Annotated in this window: 20 protein-coding genes; 19 read left to right on the top strand and 1 reads right to left on the bottom strand. The window is 70.5% G+C overall.

The features are described from left to right. Window positions 1-36 precede the first annotated feature (36 nt). The 13 genes from LX13_RS21225 (at window position 37) to aroB (ending at window position 19,207) form a co-directional block, all read left to right on the top strand. Window positions 37-3,534 carry a transglutaminase family protein gene (locus tag LX13_RS21225; RefSeq protein ID WP_253663640.1) on the top strand — a complete coding sequence of 1,166 codons (3,498 nt, stop codon included), beginning with the start codon at window positions 37-39 and terminating at the stop codon, window positions 3,532-3,534. Next, complete coding sequence (locus LX13_RS21220) at window positions 3,531-6,233, top strand: circularly permuted type 2 ATP-grasp protein (protein ID WP_253663298.1); 2,703 nt, start codon at window positions 3,531-3,533, stop codon at window positions 6,231-6,233. Before LX13_RS21225 ends, LX13_RS21220 begins: the two co-directional genes overlap by 4 nt. Next, on the top strand, window positions 6,230-7,195 hold the full coding sequence (locus LX13_RS21215; RefSeq protein WP_253663297.1) for a transglutaminase family protein: 966 nt from the start codon (window positions 6,230-6,232) through the stop codon (window positions 7,193-7,195). The genes LX13_RS21220 and LX13_RS21215 overlap by 4 nt, the downstream gene beginning before the upstream one ends. Before the next feature lie 165 nt (window positions 7,196-7,360). After that, the gene (locus LX13_RS21210; RefSeq protein WP_253663296.1) at window positions 7,361-8,494 is read left to right on the top strand and encodes a phosphotransferase; all 1,134 of its coding nucleotides are present in this window, start codon (window positions 7,361-7,363) and stop codon (window positions 8,492-8,494) included. Then, the gene (locus LX13_RS21205) at window positions 8,491-9,891 is read left to right on the top strand and encodes a replication-associated recombination protein A (protein WP_253663295.1); all 1,401 of its coding nucleotides are present in this window, start codon (window positions 8,491-8,493) and stop codon (window positions 9,889-9,891) included. The genes LX13_RS21210 and LX13_RS21205 overlap by 4 nt, the downstream gene beginning before the upstream one ends. A gap of 157 nt (window positions 9,892-10,048) precedes the next feature. Further along, window positions 10,049-12,730, top strand: a complete 2,682-nt coding sequence (alaS, locus tag LX13_RS21200; protein ID WP_253663294.1) for an alanine--tRNA ligase — start codon at window positions 10,049-10,051, stop codon at window positions 12,728-12,730. Further along, complete coding sequence (gene ruvX / locus LX13_RS21195; RefSeq protein WP_253663293.1) at window positions 12,727-13,194, top strand: Holliday junction resolvase RuvX; 468 nt, start codon at window positions 12,727-12,729, stop codon at window positions 13,192-13,194. The genes alaS and ruvX overlap by 4 nt, the downstream gene beginning before the upstream one ends. Continuing rightward, window positions 13,187-14,869, top strand: coding sequence for an endolytic transglycosylase MltG (locus tag LX13_RS21190; protein WP_253663292.1), 1,683 nt, complete (start codon window positions 13,187-13,189; stop codon window positions 14,867-14,869). Before ruvX ends, LX13_RS21190 begins: the two co-directional genes overlap by 8 nt. After that, window positions 14,860-15,708, top strand: a complete 849-nt coding sequence (locus tag LX13_RS21185; RefSeq protein WP_253663291.1) for a shikimate dehydrogenase — start codon at window positions 14,860-14,862, stop codon at window positions 15,706-15,708. Before LX13_RS21190 ends, LX13_RS21185 begins: the two co-directional genes overlap by 10 nt. A gap of 152 nt (window positions 15,709-15,860) precedes the next feature. Continuing rightward, the gene (locus tag LX13_RS21180; protein ID WP_253663639.1) at window positions 15,861-16,259 is read left to right on the top strand and encodes an A24 family peptidase; all 399 of its coding nucleotides are present in this window, start codon (window positions 15,861-15,863) and stop codon (window positions 16,257-16,259) included. A gap of 49 nt (window positions 16,260-16,308) precedes the next feature. Next, a complete protein-coding gene (gene aroC, locus LX13_RS21175; protein ID WP_253663290.1) occupies window positions 16,309-17,517 on the top strand; it encodes a chorismate synthase in 1,209 nt (402 codons plus the stop codon). Between the two features lie 50 nt (window positions 17,518-17,567). Then, window positions 17,568-18,104 (top strand): shikimate kinase, encoded by a 537-nt coding sequence (locus LX13_RS21170; protein ID WP_253663638.1) that lies wholly within the window; start codon window positions 17,568-17,570, stop codon window positions 18,102-18,104. Continuing rightward, window positions 18,101-19,207, top strand: a complete 1,107-nt coding sequence (aroB, locus tag LX13_RS21165; RefSeq protein ID WP_253663289.1) for a 3-dehydroquinate synthase — start codon at window positions 18,101-18,103, stop codon at window positions 19,205-19,207. The genes LX13_RS21170 and aroB overlap by 4 nt, the downstream gene beginning before the upstream one ends. A 27-nt stretch (window positions 19,208-19,234) precedes the next feature. Here the strand turns inward: aroB and LX13_RS21160 are convergent, their stop codons facing one another. Beyond that, window positions 19,235-19,711 (bottom strand): B-4DMT family transporter, encoded by a 477-nt coding sequence (locus tag LX13_RS21160; protein WP_253663288.1) that lies wholly within the window; start codon window positions 19,709-19,711, stop codon window positions 19,235-19,237. Between the two features lie 71 nt (window positions 19,712-19,782). Here LX13_RS21160 and LX13_RS21155 point away from each other — a divergent pair, with 71 nt between their 5' ends. From LX13_RS21155 to LX13_RS21130, 6 genes are all read left to right on the top strand, one after another. Beyond that, window positions 19,783-20,910: a M24 family metallopeptidase gene (locus LX13_RS21155; protein WP_253663287.1), complete on the top strand. Its 1,128-nt coding sequence runs from the start codon at window positions 19,783-19,785 to the stop codon at window positions 20,908-20,910. Between the two features lie 65 nt (window positions 20,911-20,975). Then, window positions 20,976-21,539, top strand: a complete 564-nt coding sequence (gene efp / locus LX13_RS21150; protein WP_253663286.1) for an elongation factor P — start codon at window positions 20,976-20,978, stop codon at window positions 21,537-21,539. A 58-nt stretch (window positions 21,540-21,597) separates the two neighbouring features. Beyond that, window positions 21,598-22,074, top strand: coding sequence for a transcription antitermination factor NusB (gene nusB, locus LX13_RS21145; RefSeq protein WP_253663637.1), 477 nt, complete (start codon window positions 21,598-21,600; stop codon window positions 22,072-22,074). Between the two features lie 101 nt (window positions 22,075-22,175). Continuing rightward, on the top strand, window positions 22,176-22,757 hold the full coding sequence (gene pyrR, locus LX13_RS21140; RefSeq protein WP_301301530.1) for a bifunctional pyr operon transcriptional regulator/uracil phosphoribosyltransferase PyrR: 582 nt from the start codon (window positions 22,176-22,178) through the stop codon (window positions 22,755-22,757). Beyond that, window positions 22,757-23,707, top strand: a complete 951-nt coding sequence (locus LX13_RS21135) for an aspartate carbamoyltransferase catalytic subunit (RefSeq protein WP_253663285.1) — start codon at window positions 22,757-22,759, stop codon at window positions 23,705-23,707. The genes pyrR and LX13_RS21135 overlap by 1 nt, the downstream gene beginning before the upstream one ends. After that, window positions 23,704-25,017, top strand: coding sequence for a dihydroorotase (locus LX13_RS21130; RefSeq protein ID WP_253663284.1), 1,314 nt, complete (start codon window positions 23,704-23,706; stop codon window positions 25,015-25,017). Before LX13_RS21135 ends, LX13_RS21130 begins: the two co-directional genes overlap by 4 nt. The last annotated feature ends 3 nt before the right edge of the window (window positions 25,018-25,020 follow it).

Genomic DNA, 25,020 nt, shown 5'->3' with positions numbered 1-25,020 from the left:
GCGGCGCGTCGAGGCGAGGAACAGGGGTACGTGGCGTTGACCATCAAGGTGGCACTGGAACACCGGACCAGCTATTCCTTCGACCGCCCGGTCAAGGTGTACCCGCACGTCGTCCGGCTCCGGCCGGCGCCGCATTCACGGACCCCTATCGAGGCCTACACGCTCACCGTCGAGCCGTCGGGCCACTTCGTCAACTGGCAGCAGGACGCGTTCAGCAACTACCAGGCACGCCTGGTGTTCCCCGAACCGACGACCTCGCTGAGCATCACCGTCGGCCTGGTCGCCGACCTCACCTCGATCAACCCGTTCGACTTCTTCATCGAGGACTGGGCGGAGAACTACGGGTTCGCCTACCCCGAGCAGATGCGCACCGACCTCGAGGCCTATCTGCGACCCGTCGGCGGTGAGAGCGGGGGACGACACTCCTCGGACGAGGAGGACGACAGCTCGCTGGTCGCCGCCTGGGTCGAGCGGCACCGTCCCACCACCGGCGCGCGCATCATCGACACCCTGGTGGCGCTGAACCAGGCCGTCCGTGACGACGTCGGCTACACCGTCCGTCTCGAGGCAGGCGTCCAGTCACCCGAGTACACGCTGTCCAGCGCGATCGGATCGTGTCGGGACTCGGCGTGGCTGCTGGTGGCGATCCTGCGCCGGCTCGGTCTGGCGGCGCGGTTCGTGTCCGGCTATCTGGTCCAGCTGACCTCCGACGTCGCGTCGCTCGACGGACCGTCCGGGCCGTCGGCGGACTTCACCGACCTGCACGCGTGGACCGAGGTGTTCCTCCCCGGCGCGGGGTGGGTCGGCATGGATCCCACGTCGGGACTGTTCGCGGGCGAGGGCCACATCCCGCTGGCCGCGACACCACAACCTGGTGGGGCGGCGCCGATCACCGGCGCGACCGGTCCGTGTCACGCCACGATGGATTTCTCCAACACCGTCACCCGTTTCCACGAGGACCCGCGGGTCACGCTGCCCTACACCGACAGTCAGTGGGCGGGCGTCGTCGATCTCGGTGCGCTGGTCGACGGGCGGATGGCCGAGCGCGACGTCCGGCTGACCATGGGCGGTGAACCCACGTTCGTCTCGATCGACAACCAGACCGCGCCGGAGTGGTCGACGACCGCAGACGGCGGTCACAAACGCCGCCTGGCCTCGGTGCTCGCCGAACGACTGCGCACCATCTACGCGCCGTCCGGTCTGGTGCAGCGCAGCCAGGGCAAGTGGTACCCCGGAGAACCGTTGCCGCGCTGGCAGATCGGTCTGCTGTGGCGGGCCGACGGCGAAGCCCTGTGGCAGCGACCGGAGCTGTTGGCCGATCCCTGGGCCGACGAGACCACCGCCGCGGCGTCGATGGACACGGAACCGCCGGTGGCGACCGCGGACTCCGCCACGCGCAGCGCCGCGTTCCTGTCCGCGTTCGCCGGCGCCCTCGGACTACCGGACACGACCGTCACCCCTGCCTACGAGGACCCGTTGGTACGGCTGGCCGAACTGCTGCGCTCACCGCCGGGGGAGCCGACGGCCGAATCCGGCCCGGAACCCGATGAGGACGAGGACGATCCCACCGCAGGCCGACGCGGTCGTGGGCCGGACCTGACTCCCGAACAGGACACCGTCGCCGCCCGGAAGGCGTTGCTGGCGCGACTCGACGAGCCGGTCAGCGCCGCGACCGCGCACGTGCTGCCGGTCAGCCGCACCGACGACGACACCGCATGGCGCAGCGTCGGGTGGTTCACCCGCCGTGGACGTCTCGTGCTCACCGCGGGCACCTCACCCGCAGGACTCCGCCTGCCCCTGGACTCGCTGTCGTGGGGTCCCGCCCCGGTGGTCCACGAGACCGATCCCACCGCCCCCACCCGACCGCTGCGAGCGCCCCTGGCCGCCGTCGTCGGCCCGGATGACGACGGTGACACCCACAAAGCGGACACCCGAGAAGCAGACGCCGACAAGGACGACACGGTCGACCTGTTCGACGGCCCGGTCCCGCGGACCGCTGTGGTCGCCGAGGTGCGCGCCGACATCCTGCACGTGTTCCTGCCGCCGACCGAACGACTCGAGGACTACGTCGAACTGGTCGAGACCACCGAGGCGGCCGCGGCCGCCGTGGGCACCCCGGTCATCGTCGAAGGCTATGGGCCGCCGTCGGATTCGCGCGTGCAGTCGCTCACGGTGACCCCGGACCCCGGGGTGATCGAGGTCAACATCCAGCCGACCGCGTCGTTCGCCGAGCAGTCCGAGCTGCTCGAGACGCTCTACCACGAGGCCCGCGTCGCCCGTCTGGGCACCGAGTCGTTCGACCTCGACGGCAGCCACGGCGGTACGGGCGGCGGCAACCACATCACCCTCGGCGGCATCACACCGTCGGAATCGCCGATGCTGCGTCGACCCGACCTGCTGGTGTCGATGCTGAGCTACTGGCAGCGGCACCCGTCGCTGTCGTACCTGTTCTCCGGTCGCTTCATCGGGACGACCTCGCAGGCGCCCCGCGCCGACGAGGGGCGCGAGAGTGCGCTCTACGAACTCGAGATCGCGTTCGCCGAGATCGATCGGCTCTCGGCGACGGGCGCCGAGGCAGGCCCGTGGATGATCGATCGCGCGCTGCGCCATCTGCTCACCGACATCACCGGCAACACCCACCGGGCCGAGTTCTGCATCGACAAGCTCTACAGCCCGGGGGCGGCCCGCGGACGTCTCGGACTGCTCGAGCTCCGCGCGTTCGAGATGCCGCCGCACCACCGGATGGCGATGGTGCAGTCGCTGCTGGTGCGCAGCCTGGTCTCGTGGTTCTGGGACGACCCCTTCCGCGGCCGACTGCTGCGCCACGGCGCGGATTTGCACGGCAAACACCTGCTGCCGCACTACGTGATCAACGACATCTCCGAGGTGGCCGAGGACCTGCGCGAGGCCGGATACGACTTCGACACCGCATGGCTCGACCCCTTCACCGAGTTCCGGTTCCCGCGACTGGGCACCGTGGCGATCCGCGACCAGGAGATCGAGCTGCGCGGCGCCATCGAGCCGTGGAACGTGCTGGGCGAGGAGTCCACCGCCGGCGGCACCGCCCGCTACGTCGACTCCTCGATCGAGCGCGTCCAGGTGCGGGTACAGGGCAGTGACGACGACCGATACCTGTTGACCTGCAACGGGTATCCGCTGCCGCTGACGCCCACCGGGCGCCCGGGGGAACGGGTCGCGGGCATCCGGTTCCGCGCCTGGCAGCCGCCGAGTGCGCTGCACCCGTCGATCGGCATCGACTCCCCGCTGGTGTTCGACATGGTCGACACCGCCAACGGCCGATCCGTCGGCGGCGCGACCTACCACGTGGTGCATCCCGGGGGCCGCGCCTACGAGCGGCCGCCGGTCAACGCCGTCGAGGCGGAGTCACGACGCAACGGCCGGTTCGAGGCCATCGGGCACACCCCCGGCGTCGTCGACGTCGCGGCGTTGCGGGAGATGCAGGCCCGGCTGGCCACCGACCTCGGGGTGCCGACGATCCTCGATCTACGGCGGGCACGTACGGTTCTGCGGTGACGTCGCCTTCCCCCACACCTGCGGAGACGCCGTCTGCGGTGGTGGACCGCTATCGGTCGGATCGGTTCGCGCTCTTCGACATCGACGGTCCGGAGGCGGGCTCGCCGCCCTACGACGAGATGATCGACGCCGACGGCGCGATCCGTCCCCAGTGGGCCGATCTGGTGGCCGGGTACGCCCGCGCCGGGACCGTCGGGATGGCCCGCACGGCCATGCGCCTGCGGACGATGGTGGCCGACGAGGGCATCACCTACAACCTCACCGGCGACCGCGTCGCGAGCGGTGCTGCCGAGGTCACCGACACCACCCGCCTCTGGGAGCTCGACAGCGTCCCGCTGGTGGTCGACGGCGACGCCTGGGCTGCGGTGGAGGCCGGGATCGCGCAGCGGTGCCTGTTGCTCGACGCCCTGCTCGTCGACCTCTACGGCGAACGACGCACGATCACCGAGGGTCTCGTCCCGGCGGAGATGGTCTACGGCCATCCCGGATACGTCCGCAAGGCGGGCCGGCTGGGCATCGCCGGACCGCACGCGCTGTTCTGTCACGCCGCCGACATCGGCCGCACCGCCGACGGTGGTTTCGCCCTCTGGGGCGACTACACCCAGGCGCCGTCGGGCATCGGGTACGCGATCGCCGACCGACGCCTGACCTCGCGCGCGGCGTCCGCACTGTTCGGTGCGGTCGGACCGCGCCCCATGACGACGTTCGCGGGCACCCTTCGGCTGGCCCTGTTCGACTACGCACCCCCCGGCGCGGACGACCCGACGGTGGTGGTCCTGAGTCCGGGCAGCCTGTCGGAGACCGCGTTCGACCAGGCCTACCTCGCCTCGGTCCTCGGCTTCCCGCTCGTCGAATCCGCCGACCTGCTCGTCCGCGACGGCGCGGTGTACATGCGGTCGCTGGGCAGTTTCAAACGCGTCGACGTCATCCTGCGGCGCGTCGACGCGACGTTCTGCGACCCGCTCGATCTGCGGTCGGACTCCCGCCTCGGGGTGGCCGGCCTGGTGGAGGCCGTCGCCCGCGGCGCGGTCACCGTGGTCAACACACTGGGCAGCGGGGTCATCGAGAACCCGGCGCTGCACACCGTCGTCGAGCGGCTCGCACCCGCCCTGATCGACGAGGAGTTGGCGCTGCCGACGGTCGAGACCTACTGGGGTGGTGCCGGTTCCGAGCACACCAAGATCATGGCCGACCTGGCAGGCCTGGTACTCGACAACTTCCGCACCGGTGAGCAGTTCATCGGCGCCGCGCTCGCGCAGGCCGACCTCGAGACGTTGCGTCGTCGCGTCGAGAGCGACCCGTGGCAGTGGGTCGGCCGACGCCCCGGACAGTTCTCCGTCGCCCCGTCGATGACGCCCGCCCACGCAGGTGCGGCCGCCCGGTTGCGGGCCGCACCGGTCGGGATCCGCACGTTCGCCGTCGCCCAGGGGTCGGCCTACGCCGTGATGCCCGGCGGCATGGGACAGGTGCTCGCCACCGGCGCCGAGGGCGCCGCGATGGGCGCGATCGCCGCGAAGGACGTCTGGGTCGCGAACACCGAGGCCGTCGGCGACACCACCCGCGTGGCCGAGTCGGTGTCGTCGTCCGTGTCGCCCGCGGTCACCGCGTCCGACCGTTCCGCCGCGTCACCGCGAGTGCTGGCGGACCTGTTCTGGCTCGGCCGCCACGGCGAGCGCGCCGAACTGACCGTGCGGATGGTCAAGGTCGCCCGCGAGCGCTACCAGGATCGCGACCGACTGTGGATGTCGGGCACCGGGTCGCTGCCGTTGTTCCTCGCGGGCATCGCCACGACCACGGCGACGACCGTCCACGTGGGTGTCGTGCCCGACGCCGCGACCACGGACAACGGCGCGGCGGTCGCGCTGGCCGCGATCGGTCGGCTGACGATGTCGCGGTCGGTGCCCGGGACCGTCGCCCACTCGGTCGACCGTCTCGTCGCCTCGGCGCGCGCGGTGCGCGATCAGATGTCGACGAGCACGTGGATGGTGCTGGGCACCATCGAGCGCGCGTTCGCCGACCTCGCCCACACCGTCGCCGAATCCACCCCGCTCACCGGGGGACAGGCCGGGACGAGCGCGGCCGTCGACACCGTCGACGTCGACGAACTCGCCAGGGCACACGAGTCGATCCTGCACGGCCTGCTCGCACTGGCCGGCCTGCAGGCCGAGTCGATGGTGCACGACCCGGCCTGGCTGTTCATGGACGTCGGTCGCCGGATCGAGCGGGCCGTCATGCTCGCCGACCTGACCCGTGCCGTCCTCGTCGAGCGCCACGACCTCGACGTCGAGCAGGGACTCATCGAGGCCTATCTCGTGGCCAACGAGTCCGCGGTCATCTATCGCCGTCGGAACCGCGGACTGCACCGGCTGCGTCCGGTGATCATGCTGGCCATGTTCGACGAGACCAACCCGCGGTCGATGATCTATCAGCTCGCGCGTCTGCGGTCGGACCTGTCGGCCATGCCCGACGAGATCCGTTCCGCGGCCGCCGAACGCGTGGTCGAGGAGATGATCGCCGAACTGCGCCGCGTCGATCCCACCGATCTGACCACCGTCGGCGACACCGACCGCCGCGACGAACTCGCCGAGCTGATGACCACCCTGGCCACCGGTGCCCGCGAGATCTCCGACGTACTCGGCCGGACGCGTTTCGCGCCGCCGCGCGACATCCAGCCGCTGTGGGGCGGTGGCAGCCGGTGACCGGCCGCACCGGGACCGACGTCGCCACCACGCGTCGCTACCGCGTCACCCATCGGACCACCTACGACTACGACGACGTCGTCAGCGCGTCGTTCGGTCGCTGCTTCCTCATGCCCAGAGACGTACCGGGACAACGGGTCCTGGAGGCCGCGATCGGCGTCGACCCGGAACCGGCCGACCGGTCCACCGGCACCGACATCTTCGGCAACACCGACACCTACTTCCACGTCCGCACGCCCCATCACCGTCTCGAGGTGACCGGGACGTCGCTCGTCGACGTCGATCCTCTCGATCCCGGTCTTATCTCCTCGGCCGCGGCGACCGCACCCTGGGAGGACGCCCGTCCGTCGAGACCGGCCGACGCCCGCGAGGTCGAGTACGTGCTCGACCTGTACCCGCCGGAGATCACCGAGGCCGTCCGCGAGTACGCCGCGACCGTCTTCCGACCCGGTGTCGCCCTGCTCGACGCCGTCGTCGACCTGACCACACGCATTCACACCGATTTCACCTACCGCTCCGGCTCGACCGCGATCAGCACCAAGGTCGACACCGTGATGTCGCGGCGTGAGGGTGTCTGTCAGGACTTCGCGCGTGTCGCGATCGCGTGTCTGCGGTCCCAGGGGCTCGCGGCGCGGTACGTGTCGGGATATCTCGCGACCGAGCCTCCGCCCGGCCGCGAGCGCGTGATCGGGGCCGATGCGTCGCACGCATGGGCCGCGGTGTGGCTCCCGGGCGGTCGCTGGCTGCCGTTCGATCCGACCAACGACAAGCTGGTCGACGAGAGGCACGTCACATTGGCGTGGGGACGTGACTATGATGATGTACCGCCGCTGCGTGGAGTCATCTACACCGAATCGACCAAGAGCAAGATCACCGTCTCCGTCGACGTGGCGCCGCAGGAACTGCCGACCGTGTCGCAAGAAGTGCCGACCACGTCGAACGAGTCGTCAACGGGCTCGTGAACCGTCGCAGTTCATCGCAGGGACCCGCCGACCGGCGCAACAGGCTGCCGGCCGCATGACCTGCGTGAATGTCCCTCGGGACGCCGCCTGAGGTCGACTCGCATTGCGATCGGGCCGGGCGTGACACGTGCCACCTGTGGGTGGCGTTGGGTAGGTTTACACGTAATGACTGTCATCGCCGAGAACCGCATGTCGGGTGCGGTCCGGGCCGCCGAGCAGGTTCTGTCCGCTCGCGCGGGCGCCCGGGTGACCCTGGCCGACCCGGTGGAGTTGGGCGGCAGCGGTCGCACCGACGTCGTCCGCGCGCGGGTCGCCCAGAACCCCCTGTCGATGGACCGGAGTCTGGTCATCAAGGTGGTCCCCACCGACGAACCCGCCGACGCGTTCGCTCGCGAGCTGGCGTCGTACAAGTACGCCAACGCGCTGCCGATGCACTCCCGCCCCGGCCCGCAGCTCATCGCCTTCGACAACACCGCCCGGCTCATCGTGCTCAGCGACCTCGGCCACGGTCGCTCGATGAGCGATCTGCTCGGCAGCTCCGACTGGGCCGATCCCAGTCACGCGATCAGCGCGTGGGGGCAGGCGTTGGGCCGGATGCACGCGGCCACCGTCGGCGGCGAGAACGACTTCGACGCCCTGCTGCGGCACGGCCCCGGAGGTGGCTCGGTCGAGGTGCTGCCCGCGCAGGCGCGCATGGCGGTCGACCTCGCACCCGAGGTGATGACCCGTCACCTCGGTCTGCCCGCACACGACGAGTTCCTCGCCCTGCTGCGTCGCGGGGAGGCGTTGTTCGCCGAGGGCGACCATCGCGCGTTCAGCCCGTCCGACGTCGGACCGCCCAACATCCTCATCAACGACGAGGGCGTGCAGTTCATGGACTACGAGTGGGGCGGGTTCCGCGACGCCTCCCTCGACATCGCCTACGCGATCGTCACCTTCACCCCCGACCTCGCCCGGCGGTGGACCGACCGTCGCACCGATCTGGAGACCGCGCTCGTCGACGGATGGCGCTCGGAGATCCAGGCCATCTGGCCCGCCCTCGGGCACGACGGCGAACTCCACCGCAAGGTGCTCACCGCCCGTGCCCTGTGGGTGTGGATGAGCACCGTGTGGATGTTGCCGGTCGACCTCGAGGTCGACGCGCAGTCGCACGGCCTGGCTCTGCACACCACCGACCCCACGATCGTCGTCGGCCGGTGGACCGACCTCGCCGCCGCGGCCGAGCGTGCCGGACTGACCGACATCGCGGAGTTCGGTGTCGCCGCGGCATCGGCGCTGGACGCGGCCTGGCTGCGGTGACCTTCGCGCCCGGCGGGGACGGGCTGTTCGATCCGCCGGCCCCACCCCCCACATCGGGGTCGTTCGCCGATTCGCAGACGCGGTCGGCCACGTCCGGGCCCCTCGCCGTCCGCATGCGTCCCCGCGGTCTCGACGAGATCGTCGGCCAGCAGCACCTGCTCGCGGCGGGTTCACCGTTGCGCCGACTCATCGAGGGGTCCGGGGCGGCGTCGGTGATGCTCTACGGCCCGCCCGGCACCGGCAAGACGACGATGGCGTCGCTGATCTCGACCGCCACCGGTGGTCGGTTCGAGGCGCTCTCGGCGTTGTCGTCGGGTGTCAAGGAGGTGCGGTCGGTCATCGAGGTCGCCCGACGCGCCCTCATCGACGGCCGACAGACCGTGTTGTTCATCGACGAGGTGCACCGCTTCTCCAAGACACAGCAGGACGCGTTGCTCGACGCCGTGGAGAACCGCATCGTGCTGCTGGTCGCCGCGACGACCGAGAACCCGTCGTTCTCGGTGGTGTCGCCGCTGCTGTCGCGGTCGCTGGTGTTGCAGTTGCAGCCGCTGTCCGATGACGACATCCGCGAGGTGCTCACCCGAGCGGTGATCGACGAGCGGGGACTGGCGGGGTCGGTGGAGATCGCCGAGGATGCGCTCGACCACATCGTCGCGCTGTCCGGCGGCGACGCCCGGCGCGGCCTGACCGCGCTCGAGGTGGCAGCCGGTGCCGCACTGGGCCGCGACGGCGACGCGGGGACCTCGATCCCGACCATCGGTCTGGCCGACGTCGAATCAGCGGTGAACCGCGCCGCGGTCCGCTACGACCGCGACGGGGACCAGCACTACGACGTCATCAGTGCGTTCATCAAATCCATCCGCGGGTCCGACGTGGACGCCGCGGTGCACTACCTGGCGCGGATGATCAGCGCGGGGGAGGACCCCCGGTTCATCGCGCGGCGACTGATGATCCACGCCAGCGAGGACGTCGGCATGGCCGACCCGACCGCGATCGGCGTCGCCGTCGCCGCGGCGCAGGTGGTCGCTCTCGTCGGGATGCCCGAGGCCAGACTCGCGCTCACCCAGGCCACCATCCACCTCGCGAGCGCGCCCAAGTCGGGAGCGGTGGTCTCCGCGATCGGTGCGGCGATGGCCGATGTGGCCGCGGGCAAGGCCGGAGCGGTCCCGCCCCACCTGCGCGACGGGCACTACCCGGGCGCGGCCGCCCTGGGCAACGCCCAGGGGTACCGGTATCCACACGACGACCCCGACGGAGTCGTCACCCAGCAGTACCCGCCCGACGAGCTGGTCGGGACCGACTACTACGAACCGACCGACCACGGCCACGAGCGCGAGATCTCGGCCCGTCTCGGGAGGCTGCGCTCCATCGTCCGCAGGGCCACCGCCCGACGCTGATCGCCCCCGGCGTCGCCTTCGGGGACCCATCGGACCCACCCGGTAGGGTGGACTCGCCCCGACCCGCCCAGGCGCACCCCCTGGTGCGTGTGTCGCGACGAGGCAGACCAGGGCGCTGTCCGACGACGGTGGCCGCGAATCGGCGTGAGGACACCAGGTGCAGACCCATGAGATCAGGAAGCGATTCCTCGATCACTTCATTCGTGCCGGTCACACCGAGATCCCCAGCGCGTCGCTGATCCTCGACGATCCGAACCTGCTGTTCGTCAACGCGGGCATGGTCCCGTTCAAGCCGTACTTCCTCGGCGAGCAGACGCCGCCGTCCGAGCGCGCCACCAGCATCCAGAAGTGCGTGCGCACACTCGACATCGAGGAGGTCGGCATCACCACCCGCCACAACACCTTCTTCCAGATGGCGGGCAACTTCTCCTTCGGCGACTACTTCAAACGCGAGGCCATCGGCTTCGCGTGGTCGCTGCTGACCGGCTCGGTCGACGACGGCGGGTTCGGCATCGACCCGACCCGGCTCTGGCCCACGGTGTACCTCGACGACGACGAGGCCGAGGCCATCTGGCGCGACGAGATCGGTGTCCCCGCCGAGCGGATCCAACGCCGCGGGATGGCCGACAACTACTGGTCGATGGGGGTCCCCGGGCCCTGCGGCCCCTGCTCGGAGATCTTCTACGACCGCGGACCCGACTACGGCGTCGAGGGCGGACCCGAGGCCGACGAGGACCGCTACATCGAGATCTGGAATCTCGTCTTCATGCAGAACCAGCGTGGGCCGGGCATCGGCAAGGACAACTACGAGATCCTGGGCCCGCTGCCGCGTCAGAACATCGACACCGGCATGGGCATCGAGCGCGTCGCCTGCATCCTGCAGGACGTCGACAACGTCTACGAGACCGATCTGCTCAAGCCGGTCATCGACGTCGCCGCCCGGCTGACCGGCCGCGCCTACGGCTCGTCGGCCGCCGACGACGTGCGTTTCCGCGTCATCGCCGACCACACCCGGACCGCGGTCATGCTCATCTCCGACGGGGTGCTGCCGGGGAACGACGGCCGGGGCTACGTGCTGCGGCGACTGCTCCGCCGCATCGTGCGTTCGGCCCGTCTGCTCGGTGCCTCCGAGGCCACCATGGGCGAGTTCGTCGACACCGTGCTCGCGACCATGGCGCAGTCCTACCCGGTGCTGACCTCCGACGCCGCACGGATCCGGACGGTCGCCGTCCGCGAGGAGGACGCCTTCCTCGCCACCCTCTCGGCCGGATCGAAGCTGTTCGACGACGCGGCCGCGTCGACCGCGGGTGCCGGGCGCACCCAGATCTCCGGCCGCGACGCCTTCGCTCTGCACGACACCTACGGGTTCCCGATCGACCTGACACTCGAGATGGCCGCCGAGGCCGGGCTGTCGGTCGACGAGCAGGGATTCGCCGATCTCATGGCCGAGCAGCGCAAGCGCGCCAAGGCCGACGCGAACGCCAACAAGAAGTCGCACGCCGATCTCTCGGTGTACCGGGAGTTCCTCGATCGCGGACCCACCGAGTTCACCGGTTTCGACGAACTGGTCTCCGAGGCACGGGTTCTGGGGATCGTCGACGGCGGGGTGAGCCTGCCGGTGGCGGGCGCCGGACGCGACGTCGAGATAATCCTCGACCGCAGCCCGCTCTACGCCGAGTCGGGTGGACAGACCGCCGATCTCGGGGCCATCACCACCAGCTCGGGCATGCGTGCACGGGTCACCGATGTGCAGAAGATCGCCAAATCCGTGTGGAGCCACGCCGTCACGATCGAGTCCGGCGAGATCACCGTCGGTGACGACGTGATCGCACAGGTCGACTCGCAGTGGCGACGCGGTGCCACCCAGGGACACTCCGGCACCCACCTCGTCGGTGCCGCGCTGCGTCAGGTCCTCGGATCCGATGCGACACAGGCGGGTTCGCTCAACCGACCCGGCTATCTGCGTTTCGACTTCCGCGCCCAGGGCCCGGTCACCGATTCCCAACGCGACGAGATCGAGGAGATCGCGAACACCGCGGTCGAATCCGATTTCCCCGTCCACACCTTCGAGACCGGTCTCGACGAGGCCAGGGCGATGGGTGCGATGGCGTTGTTCGGCGAGAACTACGGCGACGTGGTGCGCGTGGTCGAGATCGGCGGACCGTTCTCGATGGAACTGTGCGGCGGAACGCATGTCGGTTCGTCGGCGCAGGTAGGGCCGGTCACGCTGCTCGGTGAGTCGTCGGTCGGATCGGGCATCCGCCGCGTGGAGGCCTACGTCGGTCTCGACTCCTACCGGTACCTCGCCAAGGAGCGGGCGCTGCTCGGGGCGCTCTCGTCGTCGCTGAAGGTGCCCAGCGATCAGGTGCCCGACCGCGTCGCGAACATCGTCGAGCGACTCCGCGACGCCGAGAAGCAGATCGAGCGGATGCGAGCCGAGTCGGCGCGGGCGTCGGCGGCGTCGCTGATCGACGACGCGCAGCGGATCGGCTCGGTCCTCGTGGTCGCCGCGCGTCTCCCCGACGGCCTGGCGGCGGGCGATCTGCGCGCACTGGCCACCGATCTGCGCGGTCGTGTCGCGGCCGAATCGGCCGTGGTCGCCCTGTTCTCGGTCGCCGGCGACAAGGTGCCGTTCGTCGTCGCCGTGACCGACGCGGCCCGCGACTCCGGCGTGGCCGCCGGGGCAGTCGTCACCGAGATCGCGCCACTGGTCGGGGGACGGGGCGGCGGGAAGCCGGATCTGGCCCAGGGCTCGGGCAGTGACGCCGCAGGCATCGACGCCGCGCTCGCCCGGATCCGCGAGCTCGCCGACGTCACCCGAGCCGGGGCAGGCGGGTGAGCGGGCTCGTCCCGCGCGGTCGTCGACTCGCCGTCGACGTCGGGAGTGTGCGGATCGGGGTCGCCTCGTGTGATCCTGACGGCATGCTCGCCACCCCCGTCGAGACCGTCGCGCGCTCCTCCGACGGCCGCGACCTGACCCGCATCGCCGAACTCGTGGCGGAGTATGAGGCGATCGAGGTCATCGTCGGACTGCCGACGACACTGCGTGGCGAGCACGGTGCCGCCGCCGACGCGGCCACCGGTTTCGGCGCCCGCATCGCCCGACGCATCGATCCGGTTCCCGTGGTCTTCCACGACGAGAGGTTGACCACCGTCGCCGCCACTGCGATGCTGCGCGCGAGCGGACGATCGACGCGATCGCACAAGGCGGTCATCGATCAGGCGGCCGCCGTGGCCATCCTGCAGTCCTGGTTGGATCAGCGCGCCCGCCAGTACCCGGTCGGCGGGGCTGCCGGTGAGTGATCAACCGAATCGGCACCGTCGCCGGGCCCCGGGTGAGGACCAGACCCCGGAGGAAGCCGACCGTCTGCGCCGACTCCTCGAGAACGGTGGCAGCGGACCGCAGCGACACCGTCGCGCCGGCCGCGGTCGCCCCGACGACTCGGGCGTGATCCCACGGGTCCCGCGAGACGCTCCCCGCCCCGGTGGCGACAGCGCCTGGCAGGAACCGGACCGTCGCGCGCGACCCCGCGTCATCCCGCCCGCGGCACCCGGACAGGTCCCACCCGGCCCGCCGCCGATCGGCGACACCCGCCGGGACCCGTACCCGGCCGACGGCCCACCGCCCGCCCCGCGTCGGATGCCGCCGGAACCCCGTCGGTACGAGGCGCCTCCCGCGCCGTCCTACGTCGACCCGCCGCTCCCGCCGTCCGACGAACCCACCACGTTCATCGAGCGTCCGGTGCCCCCGGCCGACCCGGATCCCGCCGCCGACGAGACGCGCACCCGGCCGCCCGGCCGCAATCGCGGATCCCGATCGAGCGGTCACATGCACCGACGCAAGCGCCGACGACGCATCACCCTGGCGTTCGTCCTCGTGTTCATGATCGCGGTCGTCGGAGCCCTCGGTTACACCGGTCTGCGGATGACCGGCTACTTCGTCAACGACGACAACTACTCGAACGCATCGGGCACCGGCGACGTGCTCGTGCAGATCCCGCAGAACTCGTCGCTGACCCGGTTCGGACAGATCCTGCAGGACAAGGGCGTCGTCGCCAGCGTGCAGGCGTTCACCGACGCGGCCGGCGACGCACCGATATCGGCCGGCTTCTACAAGCTGCGCACCGGTATCCCGGCCGCCACCGCGGTGTCGATGCTCGGCGGCGACAGCAACCGGGTCGGGCGGCTGGTGATCCCACCGGGACGTCAGCTCGACACCAAGCAGACCGCCGACGGGTCCCCGAGCATCGGCATCTTCGAGATGCTCGCGCAGGCGACCACCGTCACCATCAACGGGCAGCGCGACGGCGTCACCGCCGAGGAGCTCGCGCAGGCGGCGGCCACCGCGTCGCCGGCCGATCTGGGCGTGCCGTCCTGGGCGACCGACGCCGTCTCGGCCCTGAACGGCGACCACCGGCGTATCGAGGGACTCATCGCGCCGGTCGCGTGGGAGATGATCGACCCGTCGCTCACCCCGGTGCAGATGCTGCGTTACCTGATCTCCGGTAGTGCCGACCTGTTCTCGCAGTGGGGTCTGACCGAGCCGAACCAGACCGGCCTGACGCCATACCAGACCCTGGTCTCGGCCTCGGTGGTCGAGAAGGAGGTCGCCGATGCCGACGACTACGGCAAGGTCGCCCGCGTCATCCTGAACCGGCTGGGCAAGAACCAACGCCTCGAGATGGACTCGACCGCCAACTACACCGCGGCCGTGGTCAACATCGACGTCTCCGGTGACGCGTACACCGCGCCGACCAAGTGGAACACCTATCAGGTCCGCGGCCTGCCGGTGACACCGATCGGCTCGGTCGGCAAGGAGCCGTTGGCCGCCACCGAGGCTCCGCCGGAGGGCAACTGGATCTACTTCGTGGCCGTCGACTCCCAGGGCACGACGTTGTTCACCGACAACTACGAGGAGCATCTGCGCAACCGGCAGAAGGCCTGCGACAACAGGGTTCTCGCGGTCGGATGCCGGTAACGCCGGACAGCCCGTCGACTCGGGTGCGGCGCGCGGCGGTCCTCGGATCGCCGATCGGGCACTCCCGCTCACCGGATCTGCACCTCGCCGCCTACCGCGCGCTCGGTCTCGTGCACTGGTCCTACGAGCGGATCGAGTGCACCGCCGAGGCGTTACCCGCGCTCGTCGACGGACTCGACGACAGCTTCATCGGCCTCTCGGTCACCATGCCCGCCAAGGTGGCCGCGCTGCAGTACGCCTCGACGGTCACCGACCGTGCCCGTCTCGTCGGTTCGGCGAACACCCTGGTGCGCACCGATTCCGGTCGGTGGCACGCCGACTGCACCGACATCGACGGTGTGACCGGTGCACTGGCCGAACTCGGCGTGACCGACGTGGCGGGGGAGCCGGTCGTCCTCGTCGGGGCCGGTGGCACCGCGCGTCCGGCGCTGGCCGCGCTGGCGTCGGCGGGGGCCGGCCCGGTCACGGTCGTCGTCCGCGACATCGCGCGCGCCGCCGGGCTGCGCCGACTCGCCACCGACCTGGGCATCACCCTGGCCACACTCCCGTTCGAGCCGTCGGTGGAGCTGACCGCGGCGTGCGCGCGGTCGTCCGTCGTCGTCAGCACCGTCCCGGCCGACGCGGCCGCGCACATCACCGAATCGATGGCGGCCGCATCCCGACTGCTCGACGCGATCTACCACCCGTGGCCCACCCCGGCCGCCGCCGCGGTCACCGACGCCGGCGGACGTGTGGTCGGTGGTCTCGTGATGCTGCTGAACCAGGCCGTCACCCAGGTCGAGGCGTTCACCGGCCTGCCCGCGCCGCGCGCGCAGATGGCCGCCGCCCTCACCGACTGACGCGCCGCATACCTCCGCCGCGAGCCGATGTCACCGCATGCGGCCGGGGCTGGGGACAACCGGTCACCGAACCGGGTGGGTGTCGCATCGCTGCACAGACGGACTCGCCGACGCTGCCGCCGGCACCGATCGGCGGCCACGATGACAGGGTGATGATCGTCTCGTTCGCGGTGGTGTCCTGGTTGATCGTCCTGTGTGTCCACGATCTGCGCACCCACGTCCTCCCGAACCGCCTGACGGTGCCCGCCGGTGTCGCGGCCGTCGCCATGGGTGTCGCCGACCCGCACGTCGGGATGTCGATCATAGTGCTGGCCGCGCCGTATCTCGTCGCGACCACGCTCGGGGCCTGCGGCGGTGGCGATCTCAAGTTGGCCGTCGGACTCGGTGGGGTGGTCGCCGACCCGACGCTCGCGCTGCTCGTCGTCGGAGCCGCCGCCCTCACGACCCTCGCGGTCGTCACACTGCGGGGTCCGCCGGCGCGCCGGGCGGGTGTCGCGCACGGTCCCGCGCTCGCGGGCGCGGCCATCGCACTCGGCGGTGTGTGGGTCTGAGGCGCCGCGCGTTCGGGGCACGGTGCACCACATGGAACAATAGGAACTCGTGTTGCGCTGGATAACTGCCGGAGAATCCCACGGCCCCGCCCTGGTCGCCCTCGTCGAAGGGATGATCGCCGGGGTCGAGGTCACGACGGACGACATCTCGTCCCAACTCGCACGTCGCCGCCTCGGCTACGGGCGCGGTGCGCGGATGAAATTCGAGGCCGACAAGGTCACCGTGCTCGGCGGTGTCCGCCACGGCCGCACCCAAGGTGGACCGGTCGCGATCGAGATCGCCAACACCGAGTGGCCCAAGTGGGAGACCGTGATGTCGGCCGATCCGGTCGATCCGGCCGACCTCGCCGACGTCGCGCGCAACGCGCCGCTGACCCGTCCCCGCCCCGGCCACGCCGACTACTCCGGGATGCTCAAGTACGACTTCGACGACGCGCGTCCGGTGCTCGAGCGTGCCAGTGCCCGCGAGACCGCGGCCCGCGTCGCCGCCGCCACCGTGGCGCGGAACTTCCTGGCGCAGGTGCTCGGCGCTCACGTGGTGTCGCACGTGATCTCCATCGGTGCCTCCGAGCCGTTCGACGGCGCCACCCCCGGTCCCGACGACCTCGACCGCATCGACGCCAGCCCCGTCCGGGCGGCGTCGGCCGAGGCCGAGGCGTCGATGATCGCCGAGATCGAGGCGGCCAAGAAAGAGGGGGACACCCTCGGTGGTGTCGTCGAGGTCGTCGTCACCGGCCTGCCCGTCGGCCTCGGGTCCCACGTCAGCGGCGAGACCCGTCTCGACGCCCGTCTGGCCGGCGCCCTCATGGGCATCCAGGCCATGAAGGGGGTGGAGATCGGGGACGGCTTCCTCACCGCACGCCGCCGCGGGAGCCAGGCCCACGACGAGATGGTCCCCGGTCCCGACGGCGTCCTGCGCTCGACCAATCGAGCGGGCGGACTCGAGGGTGGGATGACCAACGGCGAGGCCCTGCGTGTGCGGGTGGCGATGAAACCCATCTCGACCGTGCCCAAGGCGCTCTCCACGGTGGACATGTCCACCGGCGAACAGGCCAGCGCCATCCATCAGCGATCCGACGTCTGCGCCGTGCCCGCCGCGGGTGTCGTCGCCGAGGCCATGGTCGCGCTCGTCGTCGCCCAGGCCGCGCTCGACAAGTTCGGGGGCGACTCGGTCACCGAGACCGCCGACAACGTACGCCGGTACCGCGAGCGCGCCGCGGCGCGGCTCCCCGGCACGGACCACCCCGCCACCCCGTGACCGCCGGACCCGTGTCGGATCACGCCCCGGTGGCCGTCCTCATCGGGTTCATGGGCGCGGGCAAGTCGACCGTCGGTGTCGCACTGGCGGATCTGCTCGGCGTCGGGTTCTGCGACACCGACCACGAGATCGTTGCCCGAGCCGGCCGCACCGTGGCCGAGATCTTCGTCGACGAGGGCGAGCCCTACTTCCGGCAGTTCGAGGCCGAGGTGGTGGCCGACGTGCTCACGACCCACTCGGGCGTGATCGCGCTCGGCGGTGGGGCCGTCATGACCCCGGCGGTGCGCGCGGTCCTCGCCGGTCACCGTGTGGTCCACCTCGCCGTTTCGCCCGACGCCGGGTTCGCACGAGTCCGTTCGTCGAAGCGACCCCTGCTGCGTGCGGGGCCGGGCACCGGATCCGTCGACACCACCCCCGAGGACCGGTACCGCGCGCTGCTCGCCGAGCGCGCGGAGACCTACCAGCGGGTCGCCGACATCACCACCGACACCACCGGCCGCGCCCCCGCGGCACTGGCCGACGAGATCGCGCGCGCACTGGGGGTTCTCCCCGCGTCGGCGCCCCGAGACGAAGGACTCCCGTCATGACCGAGCCCATCCGCATCCATGTCGCCACCGAGCGCCCCTACGACGTCGTCATCGGGCGCGGACTGCTCACCGACGTCGTCGAGGCGGCCGCGGGTGCCGATTCGATCGCGATCCTCTACCAACCGCCACTGATGGCGACGGCCGAGGCGGTTCGCGAGGCCCTGGCCGCGGCCGGTTTCGACGCGCACCGCATCGAGATCCCCGACGCCGAGGCAGGCAAGGACCTCTCGGTCGCCGCCTTCTGCTGGGAGGTGTTCGGGCGGATCGGCATGAAGCGCAACGACATCGTCATCGGACTGGGCGGGGGAGCGGCCACCGACCTCGCCGGGTTCGTCGCGGCCACCTGGATGCGCGGGGTGCCGGTGATCAACATCCCGACGACGCTGCTCGGGATGGTCGACGCGGCCGTCGGCGGCAAGACGGGCATCAACACCGACGCCGGGAAGAACCTGGTGGGCTCGTTCCACGAGCCCCGCGCAGTGCTCATCGACACCGCGACGCTGGAGACGGTGCCGCCCAACGAGATCATCGCCGGGCTCGCCGAGGTCATCAAGACCGGCTTCATCGCCGACCCGGAGATCCTGACGCTCATCGAGGCCGATCCGGCCGCGGCCCGCGACCCCCTCGGCACGGTGCTGCCCGAGCTGATCCGCCGTTCGGTGCAGGTCAAGGCCGACGTCGTGGCCGCCGATCTGCGGGAGTCGTCGCTGCGCGAGATCCTCAACTACGGCCACACCCTGGCCCACGCCATCGAGCGGCGCGAGCAGTACCGCTGGCGCCACGGCGCGGCGGTGTCGGTGGGGCTCGTCTACGCCGCCGAGCTGGGACGGCTCGCGGGTCGGCTCGACGACGCGACCGCGGATCGGCACCGGGAGATCCTGGAGTCGGTCGGTCTGCCCACGGGCTACGACGACGACGCGTTCGGGGATCTGCTCAAGACGATGTCGGGCGACAAGAAGAACCGCTCGGGCGTGCTGCGTTTCGTGGTTCTCGACGGGCTGGCCAAGCCCGGACGGCTCGAGGGGCCGGACCCGAGCCTGCTCGTCGCGGCCTACGGGGCGATCGCACGGACCGCCTCGCCGTCGGGACCCGTCCTGCTCTGACCCGAGGGCGCGGGACCGACCGGGCGATCAGACGGTCTGGTGCTCGCGGGTGTCGTCCTGCGCGGTGCGTGCGTCCTTGCGGGACTGGCGGTGGGCGAGGAAACGACCGACCCCGACACCGGCCAGGGCGGGCACGAAGACCAGCAGCGCGGTGAACGAACCACCGGCGAAGAGCTCGACGAAGAAGCTGTTCTGCCCCATGCCGCCGAACACGTAGTTGCTCAGCGCCCAGGACACGATGCCGGACACCACACCGGCGAGTACACCGGCCTTGAGCCACATGACGGTGAGGTCGGCGTAGTCGTCGGGATCGTCGTGCGCGCGTCCGTCGATGATGCCGTCGACGCCACCCCAGATCAGGGCGATCAACACGACCGCGGCGACCGCCGCCGTCTTCCACAACGACCCGTGCAACGGGGAGTGAACGATCGCCATACCGAGCAGAACTCGGGCGACGATGTGCACGGCCGACATGGACAGACCGCGAAGCAACCACGAAACCATGGGCGAAGCGTACCCAACGGGCGCTCGGGCATGTGCGCCAACACACACTTGGCGACGGTAGCGTTGGCGAGATGACCGCACTGACGCCTTCGGTGACCGATCCACACGCCGCCCACCAGGCACGACGCGACCTGCTCCGCGTGCACTTCACAACCCTCGGGGCCGATGCGGCGGTGATCAGCGACCTGGTCAACGTGCGCTATCTGACCGGTTTCACCGGCTCCAACGCCGCGCTGCTCGTCTCGGCGTCGGCGCAGGGGGACCGGATCTGCACCGACGGTCGCTATGTGACGCAGGTCGGCGAGCAGGTTCCCGACGTCGAGCCGGTCATCGGTCGCGACTGTCCGGCGACCCTGCTCGACCTCGTGGCGCCGTCGGGCCCCACGGTCGCCGTCGAGGAACACGCACTGACGGTCACCGCATGGCGGGCCCTGACCGACCGAACGTCCGGATCGGAGCCGCCGGTTCGGCTCGTCGCACTCGGTCGGGCGGTCGAGAACCTGCGGATGATCAAGGACGACGGCGAGGTCGAACTGCTGCGTCAGGCCTGTCAGGCCGCGGATGTCGCGTTGGCCACGATCATCGAGCGTGGCGTCATCACCCCCGGACAGACCGAACGACAGGTCGCACGCAGCCTGGAGTGGGAGATGTACGCGTGCGGCGCCGACGACATCTCGTTCGAGACGATCGTCGCCGCCGGCGCCAACTCCGCGGTCCCGCACCACCGCCCCACGGACGCGATTCTGGCCACCGGTGACTTCGTCAAAATCGACTTCGGGGCCGTCGTCGGTGGTTATCACTCCGACATGACCCGTACCTACGTGCTGGGGTCGGCCGCCGACTGGCAGCACGAGATCTACGAACTCGTCGCCACCGCCCAGGCCGCCGGACGGGCCGCGCTGACACCCGACGCCCCGGTGGTCGAGGTCGACGCCGCGGCGCGATCGGTGATCGACGACGCCGGCTACGGGGAGAACTACGTGCACGGACTCGGCCACGGCGTGGGTCTGGAGATCCACGAAGCGCCGGGAATCGGCAAGTTGGGGACGGGTACACTTCCGTGCGGTGCGGCAGTCACCGTCGAACCCGGTGTCTATCTGCCCGGCAGAGGCGGTGTCCGTATCGAGGACACGCTGGTGGTCCGTGCGGGCGCTCCCGAGCTCCTGACCACCACCGACAAGACATTTTCTGTCATCTGACGATCGCGTTCGCGCGCGACGGAGATGACCAGCGCCCGATGTTCGGGTGAGAGGAAGAGACACACGTGGCAAGTACCGCAGATTTCAAGAACGGCCTCGTTCTCCGGATGGACGACCAGCTGTGGCAGATCCAGGAGTTCCAGCACGTCAAGCCCGGCAAGGGTCCGGCCTTCGTGCGCACCAAGATCAAGAACGTGCTCTCGGGCAAGACCGTCGACAAGACGTTCAACGCCGGCGTGAAGGTGGAGACCGCGACGGTCGACCGTCGCGACATGACCTACCTGTACAACGACGGCAGCGATTTCGTGTTCATGGACGCCGAGAACTACGAGCAGGTCTCGATCTCGCCGGAGACGATGGGCGACGAGTCCCGTTTCCTGCTCGAGGAGATGCGCGTGCAGGTCGCCATGCACGAGGGCAACCCGCTCTACGTCGAGCTCCCGGTCACGGTCGAGCTGATCGTGTCGCACACCGATCCCGGCGTGCAGGGCGATCGTTCCACCGGTGGCACCAAGCCGGCGACGCTCGAGACCGGCGCCGAGATCGCCGTGCCGCTGTTCATCAACACCGGCGACAAGCTCAAGGTCGACTCGCGCGACGGCAACTATCTGGGGCGCGTGAACTCGTGATCCGTGCGGCGACCCCGAGATGGGTGCACGCGGTGCGCTGTGCCCGACCCGTGATCCGGTGAAGAAGCCCGGAACCCGGCACAAGGCACGCCAACGCGCCGTCGATCTGCTGTTCGAGGCGGAGGCGAAGAACGTCGCCGCACTCGATCTCGTCGCCCAGCGACGCGAGTTGGTCGTCGACGACGAGAGCATCGGGATGATCCACCCGTACACCGCGCGCGTCATCGAGGGCCTGGCCACCGACCGCGCGCAGATCGACGCGGTGCTCGAGTCGCACCTGCGTGAGTGGACGTTGCCCCGGCTGCCCGCGGTCGACCGCGCGATCCTCCGCCTGGCCGCATGGGAGTTGTTCAACACCCACGACGTCCCGCCGGTCGTCGTGGTCGACGAAGCCGTGGAACTGGCCAAGGAGCTGTCCACCGACGACTCACCGGCGTTCGTCAACGGTGTCCTCGGTCGCATCGTCGAGCTCGCCCCGCAGGTGCGTGCCGCGGCCCAGGCCACCGCGCCGACCGCCGATGCCGACGGCGAGTGATCCACCTCGCACGATCAGGGGCCCACGCGGCACGACTGCTAGTGTTCTCGGCGACAGACATCCTTTAACGATCCGTCCAGTGAGGCGGAGAAGGAGGTCGGTTGGTGACACCGACTGACGGCGCTCCCGGCACCTCTCGAGTTCTTCTCGACGCCGGGGACGTGACCCGAACCATCGCTCGCATGGCGCATCAGGTGATCGAGAAGACCGCCGTCGACGCCCCCGACGCCCCACGGGTCATCCTCATCGGGATCCCCACCCGCGGAACCAGTCTCGCGAGGCGACTCGCCGCCCGCATCCAGGAGTTCTCCGGAGTCGACATCCCGGTGGGATTCCTCGACATCACCCTCTACCGCGACGATCTGCGCGCCAAGCCGCATCGCCCGCTCGAACGGACCTCGGTCCCGCCGGGCGGTGTCGACTCCGCGCTGGTGATCCTCGTCGACGACGTCCTGTTCTCCGGCCGGACCATCCGCGCCGCCCTCGACGCGCTCCGCGACCTCGGTCGCCCCGCCGCGGTACAGCTGGCCGTGCTCATCGACCGCGGCCACCGCGAACTGCCGTTCCGGGCCGACTACGTCGGCAAGAACATCCCGACCTCGCGCTCGGAGGACGTCTCGGTGCAACTAGACGAACACGACGGCATCGACCAAGTGGTTCTCGCCGAACGGCGGACCAGCTGATGCGGCACCTGTTGTCGGTCACCGACCTCGACGTGTCCGAGGCCGTCGGTCTGCTCGACGGGGCCGAGCGGTTCGAGCAGGCGCTCGTCGGCCGTGAGGTCCGCAAGCTGCCCACCCTGCGTGGACGCACCGTGATGACGATGTTCTACGAGAACTCGACCCGTACCCGGGTGTCGTTCGAGGTCGCGGGCAAGTGGATGAGCGCCGACGTGATCAACGTGAGCGCATCGACGTCGTCGGTGGGCAAGGGGGAGTCGTTGCGCGACACCGCCAAGACCCTGCACGCCGCGGGCGCCGACGCACTCATCATCCGACACCCCGCCTCGGGCGCGGCCCATCAGATCGCCCGATGGACCGACGAGGACGGGGACGGCCCCGCGATCATCAACGCCGGCGACGGCACGCACGAACACCCGACCCAGGCGTTGCTCGACGCGCTCACGCTGCGCCAGCGCCTCGGATCGCTCGACGGTGCGCGCGTCGCGATCGTCGGCGACATCCTCCACTCGCGGGTCGCGCGGTCCAACGCGCACCTGCTCGCGATGCTCGGTGTGCAGGTGGTGCTCGTCGCACCGCCCACCCTGCTGCCGGTCGGTGTCGAGTCGTGGCCGGTCGAGGTGTCGCATCACCTCGACGCCGTGCTGCCCGGACTCGACGCGGTGATGGTGCTGCGGGTGCAGGCCGAGCGCATGAACGGCGGCTTCTTCCCGTCGGCTCGTGAGTACTCCATCCGCTACGGACTCAGCGACAGGCGCATGGCGATGCTCGACGACCACGCGGTGGTGCTGCATCCCGGACCGATGTTGCGCGGCATGGAGATCGGATATTCCGTGGCCGACTCGCCGCGCGCCACCGTGCTGCAACAGGTGAGCAACGGCGTGCACATGCGGATGGCGGTGCTGTTCCGACTCCTCGTCGGGACCGATGATCAGGAAGGTGGCGGGATATGACGCGCGCGACGGGTGCGAGCACCTCGCTGCTCATCACCGACGTCCGGCTCTACGGGGAGGGCGACCCGGTGGACGTCCGTGTCGTCGACGGGGACATCGCCGAGATCGGGACCGGTCTCGCCGGTGCCGACGAGACCGTCGACGGTGGCGGCGGCGTGCTGCTGCCCGGCTTCGTCGACCTGCACACCCATCTGCGTGAACCCGGCCGCGAGGACACCGAGACCATCGAGACCGGCTCGGCCGCAGCGGCTCTCGGCGGCTACACCGCAGTGTTCGCGATGGCCAACACCGACCCGGTCGCCGACACCGCGGTGCTCACCGACCACGTGTGGCGGCGCGGTCAGGCCGTCGGACTGGTCGACGTCCATCCGGTGGGAGCGGTGACCGTGGGGCTGCAGGGCACCCAACTCGCCGAGCTCGGCGCCATGGCCGACGGCGACGCGCACGTGAAGATGTTCAGCGACGACGGCAAGTGCGTGCACGACCCGCTGCTGATGCGTCGCGCGCTGGAGTACGCCCGCGGGCTCGGTGTCCTGATCGCCCAGCACGCCGAGGAACCGCGCCTGACCGTGGGCGCGATCGCCCACGAGGGACCGAACGCGGCGCGCCTCGGTCTGGCCGGCTGGCCGCGCTCGGCGGAGGAGTCGATCGTCGCCCGCGACGCGATCCTGGCCCGCGATGCCGGTGGGCGCGTGCACATCTGCCACGCGTCGACGGCAGGGACGGTGGAGCTGCTCCGGTGGGCCAAGGCCCAGGGCATCGCCATCACCGCCGAGGTCACCCCGCACCACCTGCTGCTCGACGACTCCCGGCTGGCGACCTACGACGCCGTCAACAAGGTCAACCCGCCGCTGCGCGAGGACTCCGACTGCGTCGCCCTGCGGGCAGCGCTGGCCGAGGGTGTCATCGACTGTGTCGCCACCGATCACGCACCGCACGCCGAACAGGAGAAGTGCTGCGAGTTCGCCGCGGCCCGCCCCGGCATGCTCGGTCTCCAGACGGCGCTGTCGGTGATCGCCGCGACCATGGTCGCCGACGGCGCCCTCGACTGGCGTGGCGTCGCCCGCGTCATGAGCGAACGGCCCGCGGCGATCGTCGGCCTACCCGACCAGGGCCGCCCGATCGCAGTCGGCGAACCCGCCAACCTGACCGTCGTCGATCCCGACGCCACCTGGACGGTGGACGCATCGGCACTGGCGAGCCGCTCGGCGAACACGCCGTTCGACTCGATGACCCTGCCCGCGCGGGTGGTCGCGACCGTTCTCCGCGGACGGGTCACCGCGATCGACGGAGAGGTGCGTGCCCGGTGAACT

The sequence above is a fragment of the Williamsia maris genome, from assembly GCF_024171815.1.
Classification (GTDB): Bacteria; Actinomycetota; Actinomycetes; order Mycobacteriales; family Mycobacteriaceae; genus Williamsia_A; species Williamsia_A maris.
This window is presented reverse-complemented; position numbering and strand designations above follow the sequence as displayed.

What these genes read in the sequence shown, in the direction of transcription:
- LX13_RS21210 (WP_253663296.1), top strand. Translation starts at nt 7,361, where the DNA reads ATGACTGTCATCGCCGAGAACCGCATGTCGGGTGCGGTCCGGGCCGCC.
- LX13_RS21185 (WP_253663291.1), top strand. Translation starts at nt 14,860, where the DNA reads ATGCCGGTAACGCCGGACAGCCCGTCGACTCGGGTGCGGCGCGCGGCG.
- LX13_RS21180 (WP_253663639.1), top strand. Translation starts at nt 15,861, where the DNA reads ATGATCGTCTCGTTCGCGGTGGTGTCCTGGTTGATCGTCCTGTGTGTC.
- LX13_RS21170 (WP_253663638.1), top strand. Translation starts at nt 17,568, where the DNA reads ATGGGCGCGGGCAAGTCGACCGTCGGTGTCGCACTGGCGGATCTGCTC.
- aroB (WP_253663289.1), top strand. Translation starts at nt 18,101, where the DNA reads ATGACCGAGCCCATCCGCATCCATGTCGCCACCGAGCGCCCCTACGAC.
- LX13_RS21160 (WP_253663288.1), bottom strand. Translation starts at nt 19,711, where the DNA reads ATGGTTTCGTGGTTGCTTCGCGGTCTGTCCATGTCGGCCGTGCACATC.
- LX13_RS21155 (WP_253663287.1), top strand. Translation starts at nt 19,783, where the DNA reads ATGACCGCACTGACGCCTTCGGTGACCGATCCACACGCCGCCCACCAG.
- LX13_RS21135 (WP_253663285.1), top strand. Translation starts at nt 22,757, where the DNA reads ATGCGGCACCTGTTGTCGGTCACCGACCTCGACGTGTCCGAGGCCGTC.
- LX13_RS21130 (WP_253663284.1), top strand. Translation starts at nt 23,704, where the DNA reads ATGACGCGCGCGACGGGTGCGAGCACCTCGCTGCTCATCACCGACGTC.